The sequence below is a fragment of the Luteimonas panaciterrae genome (genome assembly GCF_020511115.1).
In the GTDB taxonomy this organism is placed as follows: domain Bacteria; phylum Pseudomonadota; class Gammaproteobacteria; order Xanthomonadales; family Xanthomonadaceae; genus Luteimonas; species Luteimonas panaciterrae.
In genome coordinates this window covers 148,445-171,374 of the sequence record NZ_JAJAVH010000004.1, presented here as the reverse complement: position 1 = coordinate 171,374, position 22,930 = coordinate 148,445, and the positions used below count along the sequence as shown (strand labels likewise).

At 65.2% G+C, this 22,930-nt stretch carries 20 protein-coding genes; 3 read left to right on the top strand and 17 right to left on the bottom strand.

Going from position 1 to position 22,930, the window contains the following annotated elements; genetic code table 11:
- Positions 1 to 82: 82 nt before the first annotated feature.
- The 10 genes from moeB to ndk all read right to left on the bottom strand — a co-directional run bounded on the left by moeB (position 83) and on the right by ndk (position 10,576).
- On the bottom strand, positions 83 to 1,237 hold the full coding sequence (moeB, locus tag LG367_RS05645) for a molybdopterin-synthase adenylyltransferase MoeB (RefSeq protein ID WP_226468253.1): 1,155 nt from the start codon (positions 1,235 to 1,237) through the stop codon (positions 83 to 85).
- Between the two features lie 72 nt (positions 1,238 to 1,309).
- Complete coding sequence (locus LG367_RS05640) at positions 1,310 to 2,557, bottom strand: molybdopterin molybdotransferase MoeA (protein ID WP_226468252.1); 1,248 nt, start codon at positions 2,555 to 2,557, stop codon at positions 1,310 to 1,312.
- A 50-nt stretch (positions 2,558 to 2,607) separates the two neighbouring features.
- Complete coding sequence (gene mobA, locus LG367_RS05635; RefSeq protein ID WP_226468251.1) at positions 2,608 to 3,198, bottom strand: molybdenum cofactor guanylyltransferase; 591 nt, start codon at positions 3,196 to 3,198, stop codon at positions 2,608 to 2,610.
- A 13-nt stretch (positions 3,199 to 3,211) separates the two neighbouring features.
- Positions 3,212 to 4,627: a ribosome biogenesis GTPase Der gene (gene der / locus LG367_RS05630; protein WP_226468250.1), complete on the bottom strand. Its 1,416-nt coding sequence runs from the start codon at positions 4,625 to 4,627 to the stop codon at positions 3,212 to 3,214.
- 496 nt (positions 4,628 to 5,123) lie between these two features.
- On the bottom strand, positions 5,124 to 6,374 hold the full coding sequence (bamB, locus tag LG367_RS05625; protein ID WP_226468616.1) for an outer membrane protein assembly factor BamB: 1,251 nt from the start codon (positions 6,372 to 6,374) through the stop codon (positions 5,124 to 5,126).
- A 29-nt stretch (positions 6,375 to 6,403) separates the two neighbouring features.
- A complete protein-coding gene (locus tag LG367_RS05620) occupies positions 6,404 to 7,039 on the bottom strand; it encodes a YfgM family protein (RefSeq protein ID WP_226468249.1) in 636 nt (211 codons plus the stop codon).
- Positions 7,040 to 7,255: 216 nt separating this feature from the next.
- A complete protein-coding gene (locus tag LG367_RS05615) occupies positions 7,256 to 8,107 on the bottom strand; it encodes a helix-turn-helix domain-containing protein (RefSeq protein WP_226468248.1) in 852 nt (283 codons plus the stop codon).
- Positions 8,104 to 8,904 carry a type IV pilus biogenesis/stability protein PilW gene (gene pilW / locus LG367_RS05610; RefSeq protein ID WP_425490932.1) on the bottom strand — a complete coding sequence of 267 codons (801 nt, stop codon included), beginning with the start codon at positions 8,902 to 8,904 and terminating at the stop codon, positions 8,104 to 8,106. Before pilW ends, LG367_RS05615 begins: the two co-directional genes overlap by 4 nt.
- Positions 8,905 to 8,928: 24 nt before the next feature.
- Positions 8,929 to 10,137, bottom strand: coding sequence for a dual-specificity RNA methyltransferase RlmN (gene rlmN, locus LG367_RS05605; RefSeq protein WP_226468246.1), 1,209 nt, complete (start codon positions 10,135 to 10,137; stop codon positions 8,929 to 8,931).
- A 13-nt stretch (positions 10,138 to 10,150) separates the two neighbouring features.
- A complete protein-coding gene (gene ndk / locus LG367_RS05600; protein ID WP_226468245.1) occupies positions 10,151 to 10,576 on the bottom strand; it encodes a nucleoside-diphosphate kinase in 426 nt (141 codons plus the stop codon).
- A 264-nt stretch (positions 10,577 to 10,840) separates the two neighbouring features.
- Between ndk and LG367_RS05595 the strand changes: the two genes are divergently transcribed.
- Genes LG367_RS05595 through LG367_RS05585 form a run of 3 tightly spaced genes read left to right on the top strand, consistent with a single transcriptional unit; the run spans position 10,841 to position 15,154 of the window.
- Entirely contained in the window at positions 10,841 to 11,500 is a 660-nt protein-coding gene (locus LG367_RS05595; protein WP_226468244.1) for a TetR/AcrR family transcriptional regulator, read from the top strand.
- 24 nt (positions 11,501 to 11,524) lie between these two features.
- Positions 11,525 to 13,897: a 3-hydroxyacyl-CoA dehydrogenase/enoyl-CoA hydratase family protein gene (locus LG367_RS05590; protein WP_226468243.1), complete on the top strand. Its 2,373-nt coding sequence runs from the start codon at positions 11,525 to 11,527 to the stop codon at positions 13,895 to 13,897.
- Between the two features lie 51 nt (positions 13,898 to 13,948).
- Positions 13,949 to 15,154, top strand: coding sequence for an acetyl-CoA C-acyltransferase (locus LG367_RS05585; protein WP_226468242.1), 1,206 nt, complete (start codon positions 13,949 to 13,951; stop codon positions 15,152 to 15,154).
- A 115-nt stretch (positions 15,155 to 15,269) separates the two neighbouring features.
- On the opposite strand, the gene galU is transcribed toward LG367_RS05585, so the two are convergent.
- The 7 genes from galU to rpsA form a co-directional block, all read right to left on the bottom strand.
- A complete protein-coding gene (gene galU / locus LG367_RS05580; protein ID WP_226468241.1) occupies positions 15,270 to 16,187 on the bottom strand; it encodes a UTP--glucose-1-phosphate uridylyltransferase GalU in 918 nt (305 codons plus the stop codon).
- A gap of 110 nt (positions 16,188 to 16,297) precedes the next feature.
- On the bottom strand, positions 16,298 to 18,208 hold the full coding sequence (locus tag LG367_RS05575) for a polysaccharide biosynthesis protein (RefSeq protein WP_226468240.1): 1,911 nt from the start codon (positions 18,206 to 18,208) through the stop codon (positions 16,298 to 16,300).
- 33 nt (positions 18,209 to 18,241) lie between these two features.
- Entirely contained in the window at positions 18,242 to 19,162 is a 921-nt protein-coding gene (locus tag LG367_RS05570; RefSeq protein ID WP_226468239.1) for an MraY family glycosyltransferase, read from the bottom strand.
- Positions 19,163 to 19,236: 74 nt separating this feature from the next.
- Positions 19,237 to 20,415, bottom strand: coding sequence for a lipopolysaccharide assembly protein LapB (lapB, locus tag LG367_RS05565; RefSeq protein ID WP_226468238.1), 1,179 nt, complete (start codon positions 20,413 to 20,415; stop codon positions 19,237 to 19,239).
- A 1-nt stretch (position 20,416) separates the two neighbouring features.
- Entirely contained in the window at positions 20,417 to 20,692 is a 276-nt protein-coding gene (locus tag LG367_RS05560) for a lipopolysaccharide assembly protein LapA domain-containing protein (protein WP_226468237.1), read from the bottom strand.
- Between the two features lie 65 nt (positions 20,693 to 20,757).
- On the bottom strand, positions 20,758 to 21,063 hold the full coding sequence (locus tag LG367_RS05555) for an integration host factor subunit beta (protein WP_226468236.1): 306 nt from the start codon (positions 21,061 to 21,063) through the stop codon (positions 20,758 to 20,760).
- A gap of 80 nt (positions 21,064 to 21,143) precedes the next feature.
- A complete protein-coding gene (rpsA, locus tag LG367_RS05550) occupies positions 21,144 to 22,832 on the bottom strand; it encodes a 30S ribosomal protein S1 (protein WP_226468235.1) in 1,689 nt (562 codons plus the stop codon).
- Between the last annotated feature and the right edge of the window lie 98 nt (positions 22,833 to 22,930).

Sequence of the window (22,930 nt, the reverse complement as noted above, 5' to 3'; positions counted from 1 at the left end):
TACCCATCCTGAGTGCTTGTTCACGTTTGATCGCTTTGTGCGCAGATACGGAGGCTCAACAGGCCCACCGCGCGATATCCAATCAGGCCGATCCGCTGCAAAAGCGCACGTAATCGATATAGCCCGGAAACGGCACGCCAGCCGCACAGACCGGACAATCGGGATCGGCCGACAGCCGCGTCTCGCGAAACCGCATCGACAGCGCATCGAAATGCAGCAGACGCCCGCGCAGCGGTTCGCCCAGTTGCAGGATCAGCTTGATCGCCTCGGTCGCCTGCAGCATGCCGATCACACCCGGCAGCACGCCGAGCACGCCGGCCTCGGCGCAGTTCGGGGCGGCTTCCGGCGGCGGCGGTTCGGGGAACAGGCAGCGATAGCACGGTGCCGTGCCACGCTCGCGGCCAGCATCGAACACGCTTACCTGCCCTTCGAAACGATGCACGGCGCCGTACACCAGCGGCTTGCCCAGCTTCACGCAGGCATCGTTGAGCAGATAACGCACCGGGAAATTGTCGGCACCGTCGATGACGACATCGACGCCATCGAGCAGGCGCTCGACGTTCTCCGACGTCACGCGCTCGGCGACCGCCTCCACCTCGATGCGCGGATTGAGCGCCAGCAGTCGCGCTTTGGCCGAAGCCACTTTCGGCGAACCGATGCCGGCATCCTCGTGCAGGATCTGCCGCTGCAGATTGCTGCGATCCACCACGTCGTCATCGGCAATGCGTAGATGCCCGATGCCGGCCGCGGCGAGATAAAAACCTACTGGCGATCCCAGGCCGCCCGCGCCGATCAGCAGGACGTGCGCCTTCTCCAAACGCCGCTGTCCCTGCAGGCCGATCTCCGGCAGCAGCATGTGGCGCGAGTAGCGCTCGACAAAATCACGGTCAATGTCATCGTCATCGATCGCGCCACTGGCAGGCGCATCGAGCGGCAGGCCGTCGGCCAGCCAGCGGCTGGTACCGCCCGCGACCGACAGGACATGCTTGTACCCCGATTGCAGCAGTGCCTCCGCCGCGAGCTTCGAACGCGCGCCGCCCTGGCAAATCAGCAGCACTTCGCCGTCGCGATCCGGCAGGTAGTGCGGCGGATCGAGTTCGAGTGCCTGGAGCGGAATCCCTCTCGCGCCGGCTGCCATTCCCGTCTCGCGCTCGTGGTCGTCGCGCACGTCGATCAGCACGGCGCCGAACCGCTGTCGCTGCTGCGCTTCGCGCGGGGTGATTTCATGAACCGTCATGCTGGAATTATCGCGCTGTTCGACGCCGCGCGCGCATCAGCGGCGGAACGCCACGTTGCCGCAGCGGATCGGTCAGTACGTCAACACGTCCACGAGCGCCCCGGCGGGATATTCGCGCTGACCGGCCGCCAGCACGATCAACGCATCCGAATCGGCGGCCGCGCGCATGCGATGCGAGCCGTCGGCGGGATTGGCCTCGACGTGCAGAGAACCATCCTCGAGCGCATGCAGCCGCCCGCGCAGGAATTCCAGGCGCTCGTGCGTCTTGCTCCACGGTGCGGTGAGCCGCGCGCGCCAGCGCGGGCGTGGTGCCGCCCGGCCCTGCAACCCGTCGACCAGGGCGCGCCCGAGCGTGAGCCAGTTCGCCAGCACCGACACCGGATTGCCCGGCAGGCACAGGAACAGCGCAGTACCGAGCCTGCCGTTGTCGGGCGTGTACTCGCCGCCGCCATCGGCCAGCAGTACCGGCATGCCCGGCTTCATCGCCACCTTCCAGAAATGCACCCTGCCCCGCGCCTGCAGCAACGCCGGCAGATGATCCTTCTCGCCGGCCGACACCGCGCCGCAGGTGATTACCACGTCGAAGGCGTGGCCGGCATGGCGCAAGGCGGATTCGAGTTGCGCGGGATCGTCGGGCAGCGTCGGCCATGCGGTCGGTTCGAGACCGTCGGCGCGCAACAGCCCCATCAGCTGTTCGCGGTTGGAGTTGTAGATCTGGCCGGGTGCGAGCGGCAAGCCGGGCTCGATCAGTTCGTCGCCGGTGGTGAACACCGCGACCGTCGGGCGGCGCGCGACCGGCAGTTCCGGCAATCCTTGCGAGGCCGCCAGCGCGATGCGTGCCGGCGTCAGCGGCTCGCCCGCGTGCAGCACGCGATCGCCCACGCGCGTGTCCTCGCCCGCGACGCGGACGTGCTGGCCGCGCTTGGGCACGACATCCAGATGCACGCGATGGCCGTCGACGGTGGTGTTCTCCTTCATCACCACGGTATCGGCCCCCTGCGGCAACGGCGCGCCGGTGGTGATGCGCGCGCACTGCCCGGGTTCCAGGCGCAGATCGAGCGCACGGCCCGCGAACTGCTCTCCGGCCAGATGCAAAGTGGTGCCTTCCCCGGTCAGATCGGCATGCCGGAATGCGAAGCCGTCCATCGCGGAGTTGTCGAAAGGCGGCTGCGCGAGCCCGGCGACGATGTCCTCGGCGAGGATGCGGCCATGCGCGCGCGACAGCGTCACGCGTTCGACCGGCAGACGACGCTGCGCGGCGACGCGCTCGACGATGGCCAGCGCTTCATCGAAGGCGATGCGGAATGGGAACGTGCTCATGGAAACAGCTTACCGCTTCGTCATGCCGGTTGTTCCGACACAACCGCTCATCAAGACACGTCGATACCGGCGGCGACGAGATCTTCCGGCGTATTGAGATTACCGACACGCAAGCCATCCAGCCGCACGCGCGCCATGCCCAGACGCGATTGCAGTGCATGCACGGCAAGGTCGCCGGCATCGATGGCGGTCGCGGCCGCTTCACGCAGCGTCTCGACGTGCCACAACGCGACCAGCGGCTGCACGCCGTCGTCGTCTTCGACGAATGCTCCCGTCTCGGATAACGACAAGGCTTCGATCAGATCACTGGACGCATGCAGAACGTCCACGGGCAAGGTCAACAGCCAGGCGCTGCGGCAAGCCGTCGCCAGCGCTTCCAGCCCGCCCAGCGGGCCGATTCCGTCGACACGGTCGTGGATCGCGCGCAGGCCATGCGCCAGATAACGTTCCTGATTTCGATTCGCGCTGACCAGGATGGCATCCACGTGCTGCGCGAAGTCCTGCGCCAGCCCCAGCACCAGCGGCTTGCCGGCGCGTTCCAGCCAGGCCTTGTCGCATCCGCCCAGACGCGTGGCGCGACCGCCGGCGAGGATGCCGAGCGTGACCGCCTGTGACGACGGGACGGCGTGGATGGCGCTCATCGGTCGCCGATTCTCATTTGCCCCGCTTGACGTGGCGGATCAGCCGGCGCTTCTTCGCCACCTGACGCTCGGTCAGCACGTTCTTCTTGTCCTTGTACGGATTCTCGCCTTCCTTGAACACGAAGCGCACCGGCGTTCCGACCAGCTTGAAGCGCTTGCGGAAGAAATTCTCGAGATAGCGGCGGTACGTGTCCGACAGCGTGCGCAGGCGGCTGCCATGCACGACGAAGGTCGGCGGATTGGTCCCGCCTGGATGGGCGAAGCGCAACTTGGCGACGTGACCGCGCACGGTCGGGGGCGGATTGGCCTCGTAGGCGATTTCCAGCGCGCGCGTGATCTCGGCGGTGCCGAGCTCGCGCGTGGCCGAGGCATGCGCGCGATGGATCGCGCGGAACAGCTCGCGCAACCCGGAGCCATGCTTGGCACTGATGCGCACCGACTCGGCCCATGTTACGAAGGCAAGCTTGCGCGAGAGCAAGGCCTCGACCTGCTCGCGCTGATACGTGCTCAGCCCATCCCACTTGTTGACCGCCACCACCAGCGCGCGCCCGGCATCGAGCACGGCGCCGAGCACGCTGGCATCCTGCTCGGTCACGCCCTCGGAAGCATCGAGCATGATCACCGCGACCTGTGCCTGCTCGATCGCCTGCAAGGTCTTGATGATCGAAAACGTCTCGACCGCCTCCTCCACCTTCGACTTGCGGCGGATGCCGGCGGTATCGACCAATCGATATTTGCGGCCATCGCGTTCGAGATCGACGGCGATCGCATCACGCGTGGTTCCAGCCACTTCGGACGCGATCATCCGCTCCTCGCCGAGCAGACGGTTCACCAGCGTCGACTTGCCCACGTTCGGACGGCCGATGAAGGCGATGCGCATGCGCTCGGGATCTTCATCCAGGATCGTGGCATCGCCGTCCGGCGGCAGCGTCGCGAGCACCTTGGCGAGCAAGGTATCGATGCCATGCCGGTGCGCGGACGAGACCGGCAGGACATCGCTGAAACCGTAGCGCGCGAACTCCGCCAGCGCCGCGCGCACGTCCACGCCATCGGTCTTGTTGACGACGAGGAATGTCGGGCGCGACGTCTTGCGCAGCCAGCGCAGGATCTCGTCATCGAGCGCGGACGGCCCTTCGCGGCCATCGACCACGAACAGCACCAGATCGGCCTCTTCCGCGGCCGCTCGCGCCTGACGCGCGGTGGCACCGGCCAAGCCCGTGTTCTCCAGATGGATGTTCTCCCCCGCGATGCCGCCCGTATCCACCAGCACGAACGGCCGCGCCTCATCGAGCCGGCACACCCCGTAATGACGATCACGCGTCACCCCCGGCTCGTCGTGTACGAGCGCGTCACGCGTGCGCGTGAGGGCATTGAACAGAGTCGATTTGCCGACGTTGGGGCGACCGACCAGGGCGACGAGAGGGAGCATTTTGATGCCGGGAACGAGGATTCGGGGTTGAAACAGGGGAAGCGTAACCGTTTTGCGGTCGTTCCCGCCAAAAGGAGGGTTTTACACGACCGAGAACTTCCCGCAATAGCGGCTACGGTTGGTCGCTTCTAAAAATCGACAAGCAACAAGCGCAATAAGAGACCCGTAGGGCGGCGCACAGGGATGTGCGCCGTTTTTCGACCGAGCCAGGATGGCGAGTCGAAAAATCCCCATAGCAACGAAACTATGGGATTGCTTCGTCGGGGAAAGCGTTTTTCTTTGGTTCGTTTCTTTTGGGGCTTACCAAAAGAAATGAACTCGGCCGCGCAGCGGACGAAACGCTTTTGCTTTTCACAAACAAAGCCAAAAACAAAATGGATCCCAGCTTCCGCTGGAACGACGATCAAGCGAACGACTGGATTCCGGCCTTCGCCGGAATGACAAGCAAAGGCAAAGTCAATGGATTCCCGCCTATACGGGAATGACGCACAAACCCTCAGTTCTGCGCAGTCGCCGCCTGATCCACCCGATAAGCACTCACATCCCCATCCGTGTTCTCCACGATCAGGATGCCATCCACCACAATCGGACTCGCCCGCAAGGGTTCTTTGCCGCTGGCGCGCTCGCGCGCCGCCAGGCTGCCGTCCGACAGCTTCAGCCAGTGCAGATAGCCGTCGTAATCGCCGACCACGACGTAATCCCCCTGCACCACCGCGGAGGTGAGATTGCGTCGCGCCAGGATCGGCTGTGACCACAATGCGCTGCCGCTGTTCTTGTCGAGCGCCCACACCGTGCCGGCCGGATCGGCGACCACGACGCGATCGCTGGCGACGCCGACGCGTCCCGGGCCGCCATTGTCGTGCGCCCAGATCGGACGCCCGCTAGGCCCGTCGATCGCCACGGTCTGCTTCTTGAAGCTGGTGACGTAGAGCGTGGTGCCGTCGAGCGCCGGTGCGCCGTCGACGTCGGCCATGCGCTCCAGTTCGCTGCGGCCGTCGGGCTGGGCCACGACCTGGTCCCAGAGCGGCCGGCCATCGGACACCGCCAGCGCGGTCACCGTGCCGTCGTCGTTGCCGACGAAGACGACGCCCGGGGCGAGTGTCGGCGAGTCGTTGCCGCGCACCGTCAGAGAGGGCATCTCGTGATTCCAGAACCAGCGGCGCTCGCCACTGGCGGCATCGAACGCGCTGACGCGTCCATCGTTGGAGCGCACGAACACCAGTCCCTGCCCGATCACCGGCGCGGCGATCACTTCGTTCGCGACCTTGCCCCGCCACTTCTCGGTGCCGGTAGCCGCGTCGAGCGCGATCACGTCACCCTCGAGGCTGCCGACCACGACCAGGCCGTCACCGGCGCCGGGACCACCCGCCAGACGGATTTCCTTGTCCTTTTTCTCCTTGCCTTTCTCGTTCTTGCGCTGGGGCACGAAGTGCCAGACTTCCTTGCCGGTCTGCAGATCGAAGGCATGCACCCCGCCCTCGACGGCGGCGGCATAGACGCGGCCGTCAGCGACCGTGGGACCCTGGCGGGCGCCGAGGCGCTGCTCACCCTTGCCGGCCTTGACCGACCAGAGCTTGCTCACGTGCGCCGACGGCGTGAATTCGGTCAGTTCCGCCGGCTCGTTGGCCTTCTTGGCGTCTTCCTTGTCCTTGCTGGTGAACCAGCCCTTGACGGTGCTGCATCCGGTGAAGGCGAACGCGCAGAGCACGAGTAGCGCGGAACGGCGCAGGACGGTACCGGACGGCATCGGGAAACTTTTCATCAAGGACATACTCATCAAGACCGGGCCTCGGGTTTATCGGCCGGCTTGCCGCCGACGTCGGTGAGTTTGAGTTCGAGCAGACCGCGCTGCGGCGCGGCGACGTCGAGTTTGGTCAAGGCATCGCTGTAGGATTTGCGCGCATCGTCGCGCTTGCCGAGCGCGACCTGGGCATCGCCGCGCACTTCCAGGCTGACCACATCGTCGGCGCTCCCCAGCGCCTGCAATGCATCCTGGGCCTTGCCGGCATCGATCAACAGACGCGCCAGGCGCTGGTTGAGGATGTTCTGCAGACCGGCGTCCTCTGTGGTGACGCCGCGCAGGGTCGCAATGGCGGCATCACGCTGGTTGGCGTCGACCTGGGCCTTGGCCAGATCGAGCGCGAACAACGCGCCGTAGGCCGTGTCCTTCAGCGTGCCCTGCTCGGCCTGGGCCTTCTTCAGGTCCTTGGATTGCAGGGTCTTCAGCGCGGTCTGATAGCGCTCGCCGGCTTTTTGGCCTTCGGAGACGCGATAGCCTTGCCACCACTGCCAACCGCCGATGAGAGCCAGGCCGAGCACCACGCCGCCGATCAGGCCGGCGCCGTTGCGACGCAGCCAGGTCAGGACGCGTTCGCTTTGTTCGTGTTCGTCGAGAAGATCGTCTATTGCCATCTCAATGCTGCCGTGATGCCGCTTGCCCGCCGATGTCGGGCCAATGCGGATGGATGGCCCGTGAAGCGGGCCGACAGTACCAGACCGGCCGCGCCATGACGCGGCGCGGCCGATGCGGATTCATGCGCCATTATCGCGGATGCGGTGCGAAACCGCATTCCGGCGCGAGGATGCCCCCCACGAGGATGTTCCCGATCGCCAAAAAACCTAGGGATCTCAGTCGGAAACCGGCGCGAGAGAGCCGTCGGGGGACACCGTGAAGCGTGCCACGCTCGCACGCATGAAGGGCGTGAGGTCCTGGGCCTGGCCGTTGCGCTGCACTTCCACGGCCTTGGCGTTGCCCAGCACGACGCGGTCGACGTTGGCGGCCGGGTATGTGCGCGTTTCGCCGGATTTCAGCAGCGCTTCCTCGATCGTGCTTCCGTCCTTGCCGCGGATCTGCACCCAACTGTCGTCGTTGACGTGCAGGCTGAGTTCGGGCGCGGTCGATGTCGTCGCGGGCGCCGGCGCGCTCTGGCGCGGCGGCACCATCGAGGCCACCACCGTGGAAGGTTCACGGACGGCGGGCTGCGCCGCGGTATCCGTCTGCTGCGCGGCGGCCAGCTTGTCCGCCGGCACGTCGAGCGGCGCCGCGAGTTCCTCGCTGCTGTCCAGATGCGAACGCGTGGCCACCCAGACCGGCAGCACGATCAGCGCGGTGATAACGATATAGACGAGACGGCCACCGACCTGATCGGCGACGCGCTGCAGGAGCGGCGTGCGCCAGTGCGCCACCAGATGGGTCGGCTCGATCGGGGCGACGCCGGACGCGCTCTGCACCGGTTCGATCGGCAACCCAAGCATGCGCGAATAGCTGCGCAATTGTCCGCGCACAAAGACCGGTGCGCCGATCCGTGCCCAGTCTTCCGCTTCGAGTGCTTCGATGATGCGTACCGGCATCTTCAAGCGTGTGGCGACATCGGCCACGCTCAGGCCGGCAGCTTCGCGCGCATTGCGCAAGCGCTGCCCGCAGCCGCGTTCCTGCGCCACAAGGGCGCCGTCCGCCATATTCGGATTGGGCGGGATCATGGTTGGCTGGGTTCCCCTAATTGTTGAGCGGGTCCCGTCTGCGGGAATTCCGCTCTTAGTCGTTGAGCATAACGGTCGGCAGCAGCCTTGTCGCCAAGCTTGTTTTCAATCAGTGACGCCAGTCGAAGTGCGTCGCGCGAAGCAGGCGCGGCCGCCAGACGCCGCTCCGAGAAGGCGCGCGCTTCCATGTAGCGGGTACCTCGGTACTGGACGTCGGCCATCGCCTCGAGGGCGACGGGATTTTCAGGCTCCAAGGCGAGTGCGGCACGCAGCGTTTTTTCAGCCCTTTCGAGCTGTCCGGCCTGCAGTGCGCAGGCACCGGAATTGGCCATGGCCGAAGCGCGTTCGCGATAACTGGGATCGGCGAGCGCGCGATCGAACCACGTCATCGACTCCGCCGCGCGGCCATTTCCACAGAGCCACGCACCGTAGTTGTTGAGCGCGATGCCCTGCGTGGGCGCCAACTCGGCGGCCTTGGCATAGTAGCCGCCGGCCTGCGCGCTGTTGCCGCGCTGGTCCGCGATCACGCCGAGCACCGTGTAGACATCTGGCGACTTCGGGTCCATGCGCAGGGCTGCCTGCGCATGGCGCTCGGCCTCGTCGATCTGGCCGGTGCCAAGGCGTGCCTGCGCCAGCCCGATGCGATCGCGCACATCGGACTCGCGCTTGACCTCGGGCGAATCCTTGAAATCGTAGGTCGGACCCGTCGATTCGGTCTTGCCAATCTTGGGATTGGGCTTGACGAAGGTCAGTCGGGAACAGGCCGCCGTCGTCATCACGATCACGAGCAATGCCAGAAGGATACGAGCGTGGCGCATGCCTTACGCGACCCTCCCTGGCGCGACATTGTCGACTTCGGATACTCCGGCTTGCAGGCCAAGGCGCTTGCGATGTTCGGCCTGGCGACGCGTGCGATCGGCCACCTGCCCCTTGAGCTGTCCGCAGGCCGCATCGATGTCGTCGCCACGCGTGCGCCGCACCATGGTCAGCACGTGCGCGTCGAGCAGCGATTTCTGGAAGGCGCGGATGTCGGCCTCGGACGAACGCTCGTAGCGCGTGCCCGGGAACGGGTTGAACGGGATCAGGTTGACCTTGGCCGCGTCCTTCATCTGCAGCGCGTTGTCGAACTGGCGCATCAGCCGCGCCAACTGCCGCGCATGCATCGGCTGATCGTTCACGCCCTTCATCAGCGTGTATTCGAAGGTGATCGACTCGCCCTTCTTGCGGCGCGCATAACGCTCGCACGCGGCCATCAGCTCCTCGATCGGATATTTCTTGTTGAGCGGCACCAGCTCGCTGCGCAATTCGTCGTTGGGCGCATGCAGCGATACCGCCAGCGACACGTCGCTGACCTCGCCGAGCTTGTCGATCATCGGCACCATGCCGGCGGTCGACAGCGTGACGCGCTTGTTGGCGAGACCGTAGCCGAGGTCGTCGCGCATCACGCTCATCGCGCGCACGACGTTGTCGAAGTTCATCAGCGGCTCGCCCATGCCCATCATCACGACGTTGGTGAGCTTGCGCTGCTTGTGCGGAACGTTGCCGAGATGCTTCGCCGCCACCCACACCTGTCCGATGATCTCGGCGGTCGAGAGGTTGCGGTTGAAGCCTTGCGTCGCCGTCGAGCAGAACTGGCAGTTGAGCGCGCAGCCCACCTGCGAGGACACGCACAGCGTGCCGCGCCCCTTGTCGGGAATGAACACCGTCTCGATGGCGTTGCTGTTGTCCATGCCGAGCAGCCACTTGTGGGTGCCGTCGGTGGAGGGTTTTTCGAACTGGATTTGCGGCACGCGTACTTCCGCATGCGCTTCCAGCTTGCCGCGCAACACTTTGCCGAGATCGGTCATCTCGGCAAAGTCGGTGACGTGGCGGTGATGAATCCACTTCATCACCTGATGGGCGCGATAGCGCTTCTCGCCGAGCGTGTCGGCGAAGAAGTTCTCCAGGCCCTCACGATCGAGGTCGAGCAGGTTTTGCCTGCCGGGTTTCTGCCCGGCATGGTCCTGTTTGTTGTCGATCGTGTCGTTCACGTCGTAACTCAACTCAGCGCGCGTAGACGTCCGTGGTCGGGAAGAAGTACGCGATTTCCACCGCAGCCGTTTCGGCAGCATCGGAACCGTGCACGGCATTGGCGTCGATCGAATCGGCGAAGTCGGCGCGGATCGTGCCTGCCGCGGCGTCCTTCGGATTGGTCGCGCCCATCAGTTCGCGATTCTTCGCGATCGCGTTGTCGCCTTCGAGCACCTGGATCATCACCGGGCCGCTGATCATGAACTCGACCAGCGCGTTGAAGAACGGACGCTCGCGATGCACGGCGTAGAAGCCTTCGGCTTCCTTGCGCGAAAGATGCTTCATCTTCGCCGCCGCGATCTTCAGGCCGGCTTTTTCGAAACGGGAATAGATCTCGCCGACGACGTTCTTAGCGACGGCATCGGGTTTGATGATCGACAGGGTGCGCTCCAGCGCCATTGGGATGCTCTCCGGAAAGGCCGGGCCATTCGCCGTCGAAGGTCCGCGGGACGCGGATCTTCCCTGCTAAGGGCCCAGAGTAACATGGAAAAACCCGCGTGCGGACGCGGGTTTAGCCGACTTGGCTACGGTAATTCTAGCGGATTCGTAACGACCTCTGCACCCGTTCCGCACGTTCTCTGCTTGACTCGCACCGACCCGGCGCGTTGACGGAAGTGCGGGCGAGGACTAGGATCAAACAAGCGTTTGATTCATTCCCTCGCCATGCCCAGTCCGCCCGGCCATCAGTTCTCCACGAAGGACCGCATCCTCGGTGCGGCCGAGGAGCTGTTCGCCCAGCATGGATTCGGCGGCACGTCGCTGCGCCAGGTCACCAGCCGCGCCGACGTCAACATCGCGGCGGTCAATTACCACTTCGGCAGCAAGGAAAACCTCGTCAACGAGGTGTTCCGGCGGCGCATGGACGAAATGAGCGCGGCCCGCTTGGCCCTGTTGAAGGAGGCGCAGCAGGCGCATCCGTGCGAACTGGAGCCGATTTTGGCCGCTTTCGTCGAGCCCGCGCTCGCGCTCACGCAGGACCGCGGCAGCCGCGCCTTCGTGCGCGTGATCGCGCGCGCCTACGTCGAGAAGCACGAGGGACTGCGCAAGTTCATGTCCGAGCAGTATGGGCACGTGGTGCGCGAATTCGCCAAGGCGATCGCCGATTGCGTGCCTGGACTGAGCAAGGAACAGCGGTACTGGCGATTGGATTTCCTGGCCGGGGCATTGATGTACGCCATGGCCGACTTCGGACTGATCAAGCGGCCCAGCGGCGTATCGGAGACCGAACATCGCGCACGGGCGGCACGTGAATTGATCCGTTTCAGCACGGCCGGGTTCCTGGCCGACGTGGCCCAGGCCGACAGGCTCAAGGCCGAAAAATAACCCCCACTCAAATGGTTATCGACAATGTCTAACAAACTACTTGTACGTCGTGCCGCCGTGCTCGGTGCCGGTGTCATGGGCGCGCAGATCGCCGCGCACCTGGTCAACGCCGGTGTCGACACGGTCCTGTTCGACCTGCCGGCGAAGGAAGGCGACCCCAACGGCATCGTGCTGAAGGCCATCGCCAACCTCGGCAAGCTCAGCCCCGCTCCGTTCGGCAGCAAGTCGTTCGCCGAGGCCATCGTGCCTGGCAATTACGAGCTGAGCCTGGCCAAGCTCAAGGACTGCGACCTGATCATCGAGGCCATCGCCGAGCGCATGGACTGGAAGCAGGACCTGTACAAGAAGATCGCCCCGTTCGTCGCCGATCACGCCGTGCTCGCCAGCAACACCTCGGGCCTGGGCATCAACAAGTTGGCCGAAGTGCTGCCCGAGCAGCTGCGCCATCGCTTCTGCGGCGTGCACTTCTTCAACCCGCCGCGCTACATGCACCTGGCCGAGCTGATCCCGGCCCGCACCACCGACAAGGCGATCCTGGAAGGCCTCGAAACCTTCCTCGTCACCAACCTCGGCAAGGGCGTGGTGTACGCCAAGGACACGCCGAACTTCATCGGCAACCGCATCGGCGTGTTCTCGATCCTGGCGACGATCCACCACACCGCCGAATTCAAGCTCGGCTTCGATGAGGTGGATGCGATCACCGGCCCCCTGGCGGGCCGTCCGAAATCGGCCACCTACCGCACTTCCGACGTGGTCGGCCTCGACACGATGGCGCACGTCATCAAGACGATGGCCGACACCCTGCCCAACGATCCCTGGCATCAGTACTTCAAGGCGCCGAAGTGGCTCGAGGCCCTGATCGCCAAGGGCGCGCTCGGCCAGAAGACCGGCGCCGGCATCTTCCGCAAAGTCGGCAAGGACATCGTCGTGCTCGACCTGGAGAAGCAGGACTACCGCCCCTCCGATCGCGTCGCCGCGCCGGAAGTGGTCGAGATCCTCAAGAACAAGAATCCGGCGGAGAAGTTCGCCCAGCTGCGCGCCAGCCAGCATCCGCAGGCGCAATTCCTGTGGGCGGTGTTCCGCGACCTGTTCCACTACAGCGCCTATCACCTGGCCGACATCGCCGAGACCGCGCGCGATGTCGACCTCGCCATCCGCTGGGGCTACGGCTGGTCGCTCGGCCCGTTCGAGACCTGGCAGGCCGCAGGCTGGAAGCAGGTGGCGCAGTGGATCGCCGACGACATCGTCGCCGGCAAGGCCATGAGCAGCGCGCCGCTGCCGGACTGGGTGTTCGACGGCCGCGACGGCGTGCATGCCGCCGAGGGCAGCTACAGCCCGGGCAAGAACGCCAAGCTGCCGCGCTCGGCCCTGCCCGTCTATCAGCGCCAGCGTTTCCCCGATCCGCTGCTGGGCGAGAGTTTCCCGCAGGGCGACACCGTCTTCGAGAACGACGGCGTGCGCATGTGGAGCGACGGCGACGACATCGCAGTGGTCTCGTTCAAGACCAAGATGAACACCGTCTCCGACGCGGTGCTGGATGGCGTGCAGGAAGCCATCGCCCGCGCCGAGCGTGACTTCAAGGCCGTGGTGCTGTGGCAGACCAAGGAACCCTTCTCCGCCGGTGCCGACCTCACCGGCGCGATCGCCTATCTGCAGAAGGGTGATCTGAAAGGCTTCGAAGGCATGGTCGCCAACTTCCAGGCCACCAGCCAGCGCATCAAGTATTCACTGGTGCCGGTGGTGGCCGCGGTACGCGGACTCGCGCTCGGCGGCGGTTGCGAATTCCAGATGCATAGCGCCAAGACCGTGGCCTCGCTGGAGAGCTATATCGGTCTGGTCGAAGCGGGCGTCGGCCTGCTGCCGGCCGGCGGTGGCCTGAAGGAAATCGCGGTGCGCGCTTCCGAGGCCGCCGGTCCGGGCGGCGACGTGTTCGCCGAACTCAAGCGCTATTTCGAGACCATCGCCATGGCGAAGGTGTCGACCTCCGGTTACGAGGCGAAGGAACTCGGCCTGCTGCGCTCCACCGACAAGATCGCCTTCAACAACTACGAGCTGCTCTACGCCGCCAAGCAGGAAGCGCGCGCGCTGGCCGAATCCGGCTATCGCCCGCCGCTGCCGGCACGCCGCGTGCAAGTGGCCGGCGACGTCGGCATCGCCACCTTCAAGATGCTACTGGTGAACATGCTCGAGGGCCGCTTCATCAGCGAATACGACTACGAGATCGCCTCGCGCATCGCCACCGTGCTATGCGGCGGTGAAGTGGATCGCGGTTCGTTCGTCGACGAGGACTGGCTGCTGCGACTGGAGCGTCAGCACTTCGTCGAACTGGCGCAGCAGAAGAAGACGCAGGACCGCGTGCTGCACATGCTGCAGACCGGCAAGCCGTTGCGGAACTGAGATTCGGGCCATCCGAATCCCCACCTCGAATCTCGAATCCCGGAGTCATCCATGAGCAAGCAAATCCAAGACGCCTACATCGTCGCCGCCACCCGCACCCCGGTCGGCAAGGCACCCAAGGGCGTATTCCGCAACACCCGTCCCGACGACATGCTCGCGCACGTGCTCAAAGCCGTGGTCGCGGAGGCGCCGGGCATCGACGTCAACCGCATCGACGACGCCATCATCGGCTGCGCCATGCCCGAGGGCGAGCAAGGCATGAACGTGGCGCGCATCGGCGTGCTGCTGGCCGGTCTGCCCAACACCATCGCCGCGCAGACCATCAACCGCTTCTGTTCGTCCGGCCTGCAGGCTGTGGCGTTGGCCGCCAACGAGATTCGTCTCGGCAACTCCGATCTCGTCCTGGCCGGCGGCACCGAATCGATGTCGATGGTGCCGATGATGGGCAACAAGGTCGCGCTGTCGCCGTCCGTGTTCAAGGACGACCACGTCGCGATCGCCTACGGCATGGGCATCACCGCCGAGAAAGTCGCCGAGGAATGGAAAGTCTCGCGCGAGGACCAGGACGCCTTCGCTCTCGCCTCGCACCAGAAAGCGCTGGCCGCGATCAAGGCCGGCGAGTTCAAGAGCGAGATTTCGCCTTACGAAGTGCTTTCGCACCAGCCCGATCTTGGTGGCAACACCATCCGCCTGAAGAAACTGCTGGTCGAGAACGACGAAGGCCCGCGTCCGGATACGTCCGCCGAAGGCCTGGCCAAGCTGCGTTCGGTGTTCCGCAACGGCCAGTTCGGCGGGACGGTCACCGCCGGCAATTCCTCGCAGACCAGCGACGGCGCCGCCGCCGTGCTGCTAGCCTCCGAGCAGGCGATCAAGGATTACGGCTTGACGCCACTGGCGCGTTTCGTGTCGTTCTCCGTCGCCGGCGTGCGTCCGGAAGTGATGGGCATCGGTCCGATCGCGGCGATCCCGAAGGCGCTCAAGCAGGCGGGCCTGACCAAGGATCAGATCGACTGGATCGAACTCAACGAAGCCTTCGCCGCGCAGGCGCTGGCGGTGATTCGCGACGTCGGCCTCGACCCGTCCAAGGTGAATCCACTCGGCGGCGCCATCGCGCTCGGCCATCCGCTCGGCGCCACCGGCGCGATCCGTACCGCCACGATCGTGCATGGCCTGCGTCGTCGCCAGCAGAAGTACGGCATGGTCACGATGTGCATCGGCACCGGCATGGGCGCGGCGGGCGTTTTCGAAGCGCTCTGAGTCACCCTGCCTCGGGCTCGGGCCCCAAACGAAAAACGGCGCCAACGGCGCCGTTTTTCATATCCGAAATTGCGTGCATGCCCTGCTCGTGCAGCATGCGCGGCCGTCGAAGGCCTCAGCTCAGATCGATCACGCCCAGCTCCTGCAGCGCCTTCGTCATCGAATCGCGCGCGGCATCGCTGATCTTTTCGTGATCGAGGGCGAAGCGGATCGTCGCCTCGACCAGGCCGATGTGCGTGCCGCAGTCGAAACGTGTGCCCTTGAAGCGATAGGCGTCGATCTGCGAATCGGCGATCTGGCTGGCGATCGCGTCGGTCAGCTGGATTTCACCGCCGGCACCCTTCCCCGTCTTTTCCAGGTGATCGAAGATCGTCGGCGGCAGGATGTAGCGGCCTACCACCGCCAGCGTACTCGGCGCATCCGCGGGCTGCGGCTTCTCGACGATGCGACGGATCGCGCCATGACGATCCTCGAAGCCTTCTACGGCGACGATGCCATAGCTGGCGGTCTGTTCCTCAGGCACATCCTGCACCGCGATCGCGCCGACGCCGAATTTCTCGGCATGATCGGCCATCTGCTTGAGCGCGCCGGGGCCGTCCTTGTTCCAGATCAGATCGTCTGGCAGCATCACCGCGAACGGCTCATCGCCGACCACGGGCTTCGCGCACAACACGGCATGTCCGAGGCCCAGCGCTTCGGTCTGGGTGACGAACACCGCGCGCACGCCTTCCGGCAGCACGTTGCGCACTAGATCGAGCTGCTCGTGCTTGCCGGATTTCTCCAGCTTCTGCTCGAGTTCGTAGGCTTTGTCGAAATAGTCGGCGACCGCGTGCTTGTAACGGTTGGTGACGAAGATCAGGGTGTCACAGCCGGCTTCGATGGCCTCGTCGACCGCGTATTGGATCAGCGGCCGATCGACGATCGGCAGCATTTCCTTGGGGACGGTCTTGGTGGCGGGAAGGAAGCGGGTTCCAAGGCCCGCGACAGGGAAAACAGCTTTGCGGATGCGTTGCTTCTTCGTATTCGTTGGCATATCAGCAATTGGTTGCGCCGGATGCGAGAACGCAGGAGGCAAGAGTAGGCAGTGTATGCCGGTTCGCGCGATGCCGTCGCATCACGCGCCGGAGGCGCCCAGGCGCGCCGTCAGGTCTTCCTGGAAGCGCGCGCCGGGAACGCGACCACGGTAGCCAGCTTCTGCGGCGCCTCGGGCGCGTTGGCCGGCGCGAATTCGGGTACCGCCGCGCGCAGCAGTATGGCCAGCATGTCGAGATCGTAGCGATTCACCGCATCGCGCAACTGCACGCGCGCGACACGCAGATCCTCGACGGACACTTCGCGCGCCTCGGCCTGCAGGATCTTCGGATGCGCGGTCGGGCGATAGCGCTCGTCGGCGTGGAACAGCGTCTCGTGCAGCTTTTCACCCGCGCGCAATCCGGTGTAGACGATGGCGATATCGCGATCCGGCTGCTTGCCGGCAAGACGGATCATCTGCTCGGCCAGCAGACGGATCGATACCGGCTCGCCCATATCGAGCGTGTAGATCGCCTGCCGCGAACCGATCGCCGAGGCCTGCAGGATCAGCTGGCAGGATTCCGGGATCGTCATGAAGTAGCGCGTCACTTCCGGATCGGTCACGGTGACCGGCCCGCCGTTGCGAATCTGCTCGCGGAACAGCGGCACCACGCTGCCGGCCGAATCCAGCACGTTGCCGAAGCGCACGGTGATGAAACGCGTGCCCTGCACGCCGGACATCGCCTGGCACAGCATCTCCGCCAGACGCTTGCTGGCGCCGAGCACGTTGACCGGATCGACCGCCTTGTCGGTGGAGATCAGCACGAAGGTGCCGACGCCGGCCTTGAGGCTCTGCTCGGCGACGGTTTCGGTGGCCAGCACGTTGTTGCGCACCGCCTCGCGCAGCTGCGCTTCGAGCACCGGCACCTGCTTGTAGGCGGCGGCATGGAACACCGCCTCCGGATGCGACAGGCCGAGCGCGTGCTGCATCACCGCGGCATCGCCGCAGTCGCCCAGCACAGGGACGAATTCGATCTGGGGGAAATCGCGGCGCAATTCCGATTCGGTGGTGGCCAGCGCCAGCTCGTCCATCTCGAGCAGCGTAATCTGGCGCGCGCCGTGCTTGGCGCACTGGCGGCACAGTTCGGAACCGATCGAGCCACCGGCACCGGTGACCAGCACGCTGCGGCCACCCAGCCAGCCACGGATCGCCTTCCAGTCGGGCGTGACCGGCTGACGGCCGAGCAAGTCCTCGATCGCGACTTCCTTCAGCTCGCCGGGCAGCGAACGCCCTTCCAGCAGGTCGTCCAGGCGCGGCACGGTACGGAACGGCAGGCCGGTGCGCTCGCAGGCGGCCACGATCCGCCGCATCGAGGCGGCATCGAGCGAGGGCATGGCGATCACCAGCAGGTTCACGCCGGTCTCGGGAGCGATCTTGTCGACCTCCTCCACCCGTCCCAGCACCGGCAGGCCCTGCAGCTCGCTGCCGCGCAACTTGGCGGCGTCGTCGAGGAAGCCGACCGGCTGGTAGGCGCCGGTGCGGCGCAGATCGCGGACCAGGGTCTCGCCGGCCTGGCCGGCGCCGAGGATCAGCACCCGCAGCGCGGCCTTGTCGGTCCGGGCCATGCTGTGGTCCTTCCAGCTGCGGTACAGCAGCCGCGGCATGCCCAGCAGCGCGGTCAGCACGATCGGATACAGCACCAGCACCGAGCGCGGCGTCTGGTTGAGGCGGTTATAGAGGAACAGGGCCAGCACGATCGCCACCAATCCGGCAATGCTGGCCTTCAGGATATTGAGCAGGTCCGGCAGGCTGGCGAAGCGCCAGACGCCGCGATACAGGCCGACCTTCCAGAACACCACACCCTGGGCGACCAGGATCAGCAGGTTTTCCGTGGAGAACGCCGGCAGGTCGATCGAGACCGATTGGATCGAATAGCGGAACTGGTTCAGTCCGGCCCAGCAAAGCCACACCATGAAAAGGTCGTGCAGCACGACGGCGGCCCGAGGCGCGGTGGCACTAACTCGGCTTTTCCATCCACTCATGCGTTCTCGAATCCCTGGCTGTGCTGCTGAGCGTCAGCGCCTTCGCAGGCGCATCCACGCGATCCCTCCCCCAGAGAACCACGCAAAGCTGACGGCGATGATAAGTGCAATACCTGTCTCGCGAATGACTGAAGCCAATACGCCTCCCGCCGCGGCCCAGGCCGCATAGGTAAGCGTCACTGTCCGATGGCTGCCGATCCGTCGGACCCAACGCTGGTAGGCATGCTCGACATGCGGTGTCCACCAACGCTCGCCGCGCAGCATGCGTGAAGAGAGTGTCAACGCAGCGTCGAGAAGAAAGGCCGAGGGGGGAACCAGCATCAGCACCCATGTCGCGGGCCGAGGATCGCGCACCAGCATCAACGCCATCGGCATGGCCAATGCATACCCGAGCGCACCACTGCCGACATCTCCAAGGAAGATGCGGGCCTTGCCCCGCCCGCCCATCGGCAGATTGAATGGCAGAAAGCCCGCGGCACTCACGGCCAGCGCCAATGCCAGCCAGCGCGCGACCACATCACCGGTGAGCCAGGCATAAGCGATGGCGACGACCACCGCCTGCAAGGCCGCGATGCCGTCGATGCCATCCATGAAGTTCCAGATGTTGATCAGGGCCAATGCCAGCCCGAAGGCAAGGCATGCCGCCAACGCATCGCCTGAGATCTCGTACACGGCCCAGGACAGCAATACTGCCGCCACGGCATGGACGACCAGGCGAAGCCACGGCGACAAGGATCGATGGTCGTCCACCCACCCGATTGCGGCGACCAGCGTCAGTCCGACCGCGGTTGGCAGCAGGAACGCGCGCGATTCCGGCACCTGCCAGGCGAGCAGTCCCTGCGCGAACAGCAGCGCCGCGACGATGCCGATGCCGCCGCCGCGCGGCGTGGCGATCGTATGGCTGCGGCGTTCGCCTGGCTCGTCGACGAGATTGCGCCAGCGCGCGTAGCGCAAGGCCAGCCATGTTCCGATGCAAGCGATGCCGAAGCAGGCGACCAACCACCAGTTCGGTGATATCTGGTTCAAGCTCACACGACGGCGTAGTTGAGCAACGGCTTGATCGTGCCCCACTCCTTGCAGCTGGGGCATTGCCAGTGATGGCTGCGCGCGCCGAAGCCGCAACGGTTGCAGCGATAGCTCGGATTGCGCACCAGCAACTGATCGGTGATGTGCTTGAGGTCGGTCAAGGTGCGCACCTCGTCGCTGCCTTCGGCGAGCGTGAGGTCGATCAACGCCGCTTCACCGCGCACCGAAGGGCGATCCTTCAACTGCTGCGCCAGATAATTGCGCGCCGCCGGTACGCCGTCCTCGGCTTCGACCAGCTTGGTCAGTGCCAGCACCGGGGAAATACCGCGGTAGTGCTCGCTCATCTCCGAGAGGAAACGGCGCGCGCCGGGCTGATCGCCGACGCGGTCGTAGGCCGGCAGCAATGCCGGCAGGATTTCGGGCAGGTAATCGGAGTCATGCCGCGCCGCGCGCTCGAACGCACGGATGGCGGCGGCATCGTTGCCTGCATCGAGTTCGATGCGCCCTTCCAGCATGCCCGCGCGCACCGAGCTGGAGTCGGCCGCGTACGCACGCGCGATCGCGGCGCGCGCGCCGTCGGCATCGCCGCTGGCGCGCAAACGATCGGCCAGCTCGCATTCGAACTGCCCGATCAGCTTGCCCATCGGCTCGCCGGTGACGGTCTCGTAACGCGATGCGTTCTCGATCGCCTTCGGCCAATCGCGCTCGGACTGATAGATGCCGATCAGATGCTTGAGCGCCTGCGGTGCGCGCTGGTCGATCTTGGCCAGATCGGTGAACACGGTTTCGGCGCGATCGAGCAGACCCGAGCGCATGTAGTCCTCGCCCAGCGCCAGCAGTGCCTGCACCTTCTGCTGGTCGTTGAGGTCCGACCGCTGCACCAGCCCCTGGTGCAGGCGGATGGCGCGATCCACTTCACCGCGACGGCGGAACAGATGGCCGAGCGCCACCTGCGTCTCGAAGGTGTCCTTGTCGAGTTCGGCGATGTGCAGGAACAGCTCGATCGCCTTGTCCGGCTGCTCGTTGAGCAGATAGTTCAGGCCGCGGAAGTAAGTGGTCGACAGACGGCTGACCTGGGAGTCGCTGTGGCGCTCGCCGCCGCGACGGCCGATCACCCAGCCGCTCAGCGCCGCGACCGGCAACAGGAGGAACAACCAGAAGTATTCGGTGATGAAGGCCATGTCAGGTGTCACCGGTACCGGTAAGAGTGCCGTTAAGAGCAGGACGCGCGCGACGCTCGCGCCGCAACTGCTGCCGCAGCGGCAGGATCACGGACGCGGCCAGCAACAGACCGCCGATGATGGCGCCGAACAGCATCGCCGCCAGCAAGGCGACGCCAAGTGTGCTGCGCAGCGTGAGGAAACCCAACTCGAGGGTGATCGCCTGCGAATTGAGCGTGCCGATCGCGACGCCGGCCGCGATGCACAACAAAGCGATGAGAAGACGAACCAGTCGCATATGCGACTAGCTTAGCCGAATGTAAGAGCTGCAAGCGCCATCTTTCGGAAGCGCTCGAGGGAGGCTCAGTCCTCTTCCGAGGGAAGCGGCGTGGCCGTGCTGACGCGCTCGCGCAATTCCTTGCCGGGCTTGAAGTGCGGGACGTGCTTGCCGGGCAGCGCGACGGCGTCGCCGGTCTTGGGGTTGCGACCGGTGCGGGGCGGCCGGTAATGCAGGGAAAAACTGCCGAAACCACGGATCTCGATGCGCTCTCCATGGGCCAGCGCGCCGCCCATCATCTCGAGGAGCGACTTCACCGCCATGTCCACGTCGTCGACCTTCAGATGGCCCTGACGTTGGCTGAGGATCTCGATCAATTCCGATTTGGTCATGGACAGGGGTACCGCTGTGACATGGGCCAATGGCGGCCCGGCCGAAGCCGGACCGCCATGTTTTTCTCACTTGCTCGTGCTTACTCGGACTTGTTCCCGAGCTGCTCACGCAACAGCGCGCCAAGCTTGGTGGTGCCGCTGGAGGCATCCGACGTGGCCTTGTTGTACTCGGCCAGGGTCTCGGCCGTGTCGGCCTCGTCCTTGGCACGGATCGACAACTGCAGCGTGCGGCCCTTGCGATCCATGCCGGTGAACTTGGCTTCGATCTTGTCGCCGACCTTCAGGAAGTGGCTGGCGTCCTCGACGCGCTCCTCGGACACATCGCGCGCGGCGACGTAACCTTCCACGCCATCGGCCAGCTCGATCGTCGCGCCCTTGGCGTCGACTTCCTTGACCGTGCCGGTGACCTTGGAACCGCGCGGATAGTTCGCCATGAACTGGCCGAACGGATCCTGCTCCAGCTGCTTCACGCCCAGGCTGATGCGCTCGCGTTCCGGATCGACCGCCAGCACCACTGCTTCCAGCGTGTCGCCCTTCTTGAGGTTGCGCGCCACGTCCTCGCCGGTGGAGTTCCAGCTCATGTCGGAGAGGTGGATCAGGCCGTCGATGCCGCCGTCCAGGCCGATGAAGATGCCGAAGTCGGTGATCGACTTGATCTGACCGGACACCTTGTCGCCCTTCTTGTGGATCGCGGCGAAGGTCTCCCACGGATTGCTGGTGACCTGCTTGATGCCGAGCGAGATGCGGCGACGCTCTTCATCCACGTCCAGCACCATGACCTGGACCTCGTCACCGACCTGCACCACCTTGGACGGGTTGACGTTCTTGTTGGTCCAATCCATTTCGGAGACGTGCACCAGGCCTTCCACGCCCGGCTCGATCTCGACGAACGCGCCGTAATCGGTGACGTTGCTGACCTTGCCGAACACGCGGGTGTTGGCCGGGTAGCGACGGGCGATGTTGTCCCACGGATCCTCGCCCAGCTGCTTCAGGCCGAGGCTGACGCGGTTGCGCTCGCGGTCGTACTTGAGCACGCGCACTTCCAGTTCCTGGCCGACTTCGACCACTTCGGACGGATGACGCACGCGCTTCCACGCCATGTCGGTGATGTGCAGCAGGCCGTCGATGCCGCCGAGGTCGACGAACGCACCGTAATCGGTGAGGTTCTTGACCACGCCCTTGAGCTTGGCGCCTTCGACCAGCTTCTCGAGCAGCTGCTCGCGCTCTTCCGAATGCTCGGTTTCGACCACGGCGCGGCGCGAGACCACGACGTTGTTGCGCTTCTGGTCGAGCTTGATGATCTTGAACTCGAGTTCCTTGCCTTCCAGGTACACCGGATCGCGCACCGGACGCACGTCCACCAGCGAACCGGGCAGGAACGCGCGCACGTCGCGGATGTCGACGGTGAAACCGCCCTTGACCTTGCCGCTGATGCGGCCGGTGATGGTCTCGTTCTTGTCCAGGGCTTCCTTGAGCTCGTCCCAGACCATGGCGCGCTTGGCTTTCTCGCGCGACAGCACGGTCTCGCCGAAGCCGTTTTCCAGGGAGTCCAGCGCCACCTTGACGATGTCGCCCTCGGCGACGTCGATCTCGCCGGCGTCGTTACGGAACTGCTCGATCGGCACGATGCCTTCGGACTTCAGGCCGGCGTTGATGACGACCACGTCGGTACGGACCTGGACAACGGTACCGGTGACGATGGCGCCGGGCTTGAGCTTGGCCAGGTTGGTCTGGCTCTGTTCGAACAGTTCTGCGAATGATTCGGTCATTGAAAATATCTCGGTTGATGACACAGATCGGTAAAGGCTGCTGCGGAAGAATCCGCATTCACCACTCCGATCCACCCGTTATTGGCCGTCGCGGGATT

Coding starts and splice junctions, on each gene's coding strand:
- moeB (WP_226468253.1), bottom strand. CDS start 1,237: ATGACGGTTCATGAAATCACCCCGCGCGAAGCGCAGCAGCGACAGCGG.
- LG367_RS05640 (WP_226468252.1), bottom strand. CDS start 2,557: ATGAGCACGTTCCCATTCCGCATCGCCTTCGATGAAGCGCTGGCCATC.
- mobA (WP_226468251.1), bottom strand. CDS start 3,198: ATGAGCGCCATCCACGCCGTCCCGTCGTCACAGGCGGTCACGCTCGGC.
- der (WP_226468250.1), bottom strand. CDS start 4,627: ATGCTCCCTCTCGTCGCCCTGGTCGGTCGCCCCAACGTCGGCAAATCG.
- bamB (WP_226468616.1), bottom strand. CDS start 6,374: ATGCCGTCCGGTACCGTCCTGCGCCGTTCCGCGCTACTCGTGCTCTGC.
- LG367_RS05620 (WP_226468249.1), bottom strand. CDS start 7,039: ATGGCAATAGACGATCTTCTCGACGAACACGAACAAAGCGAACGCGTC.
- LG367_RS05615 (WP_226468248.1), bottom strand. CDS start 8,107: ATGATCCCGCCCAATCCGAATATGGCGGACGGCGCCCTTGTGGCGCAG.
- ndk (WP_226468245.1), bottom strand. CDS start 10,576: ATGGCGCTGGAGCGCACCCTGTCGATCATCAAACCCGATGCCGTCGCT.
- LG367_RS05595 (WP_226468244.1), top strand. CDS start 10,841: ATGCCCAGTCCGCCCGGCCATCAGTTCTCCACGAAGGACCGCATCCTC.
- LG367_RS05590 (WP_226468243.1), top strand. CDS start 11,525: ATGTCTAACAAACTACTTGTACGTCGTGCCGCCGTGCTCGGTGCCGGT.
- LG367_RS05585 (WP_226468242.1), top strand. CDS start 13,949: ATGAGCAAGCAAATCCAAGACGCCTACATCGTCGCCGCCACCCGCACC.
- galU (WP_226468241.1), bottom strand. CDS start 16,187: ATGCCAACGAATACGAAGAAGCAACGCATCCGCAAAGCTGTTTTCCCT.
- LG367_RS05575 (WP_226468240.1), bottom strand. CDS start 18,208: ATGAGTGGATGGAAAAGCCGAGTTAGTGCCACCGCGCCTCGGGCCGCC.
- lapB (WP_226468238.1), bottom strand. CDS start 20,415: ATGGCCTTCATCACCGAATACTTCTGGTTGTTCCTCCTGTTGCCGGTC.
- LG367_RS05560 (WP_226468237.1), bottom strand. CDS start 20,692: ATGCGACTGGTTCGTCTTCTCATCGCTTTGTTGTGCATCGCGGCCGGC.
- LG367_RS05555 (WP_226468236.1), bottom strand. CDS start 21,063: ATGACCAAATCGGAATTGATCGAGATCCTCAGCCAACGTCAGGGCCAT.
- rpsA (WP_226468235.1), bottom strand. CDS start 22,832: ATGACCGAATCATTCGCAGAACTGTTCGAACAGAGCCAGACCAACCTG.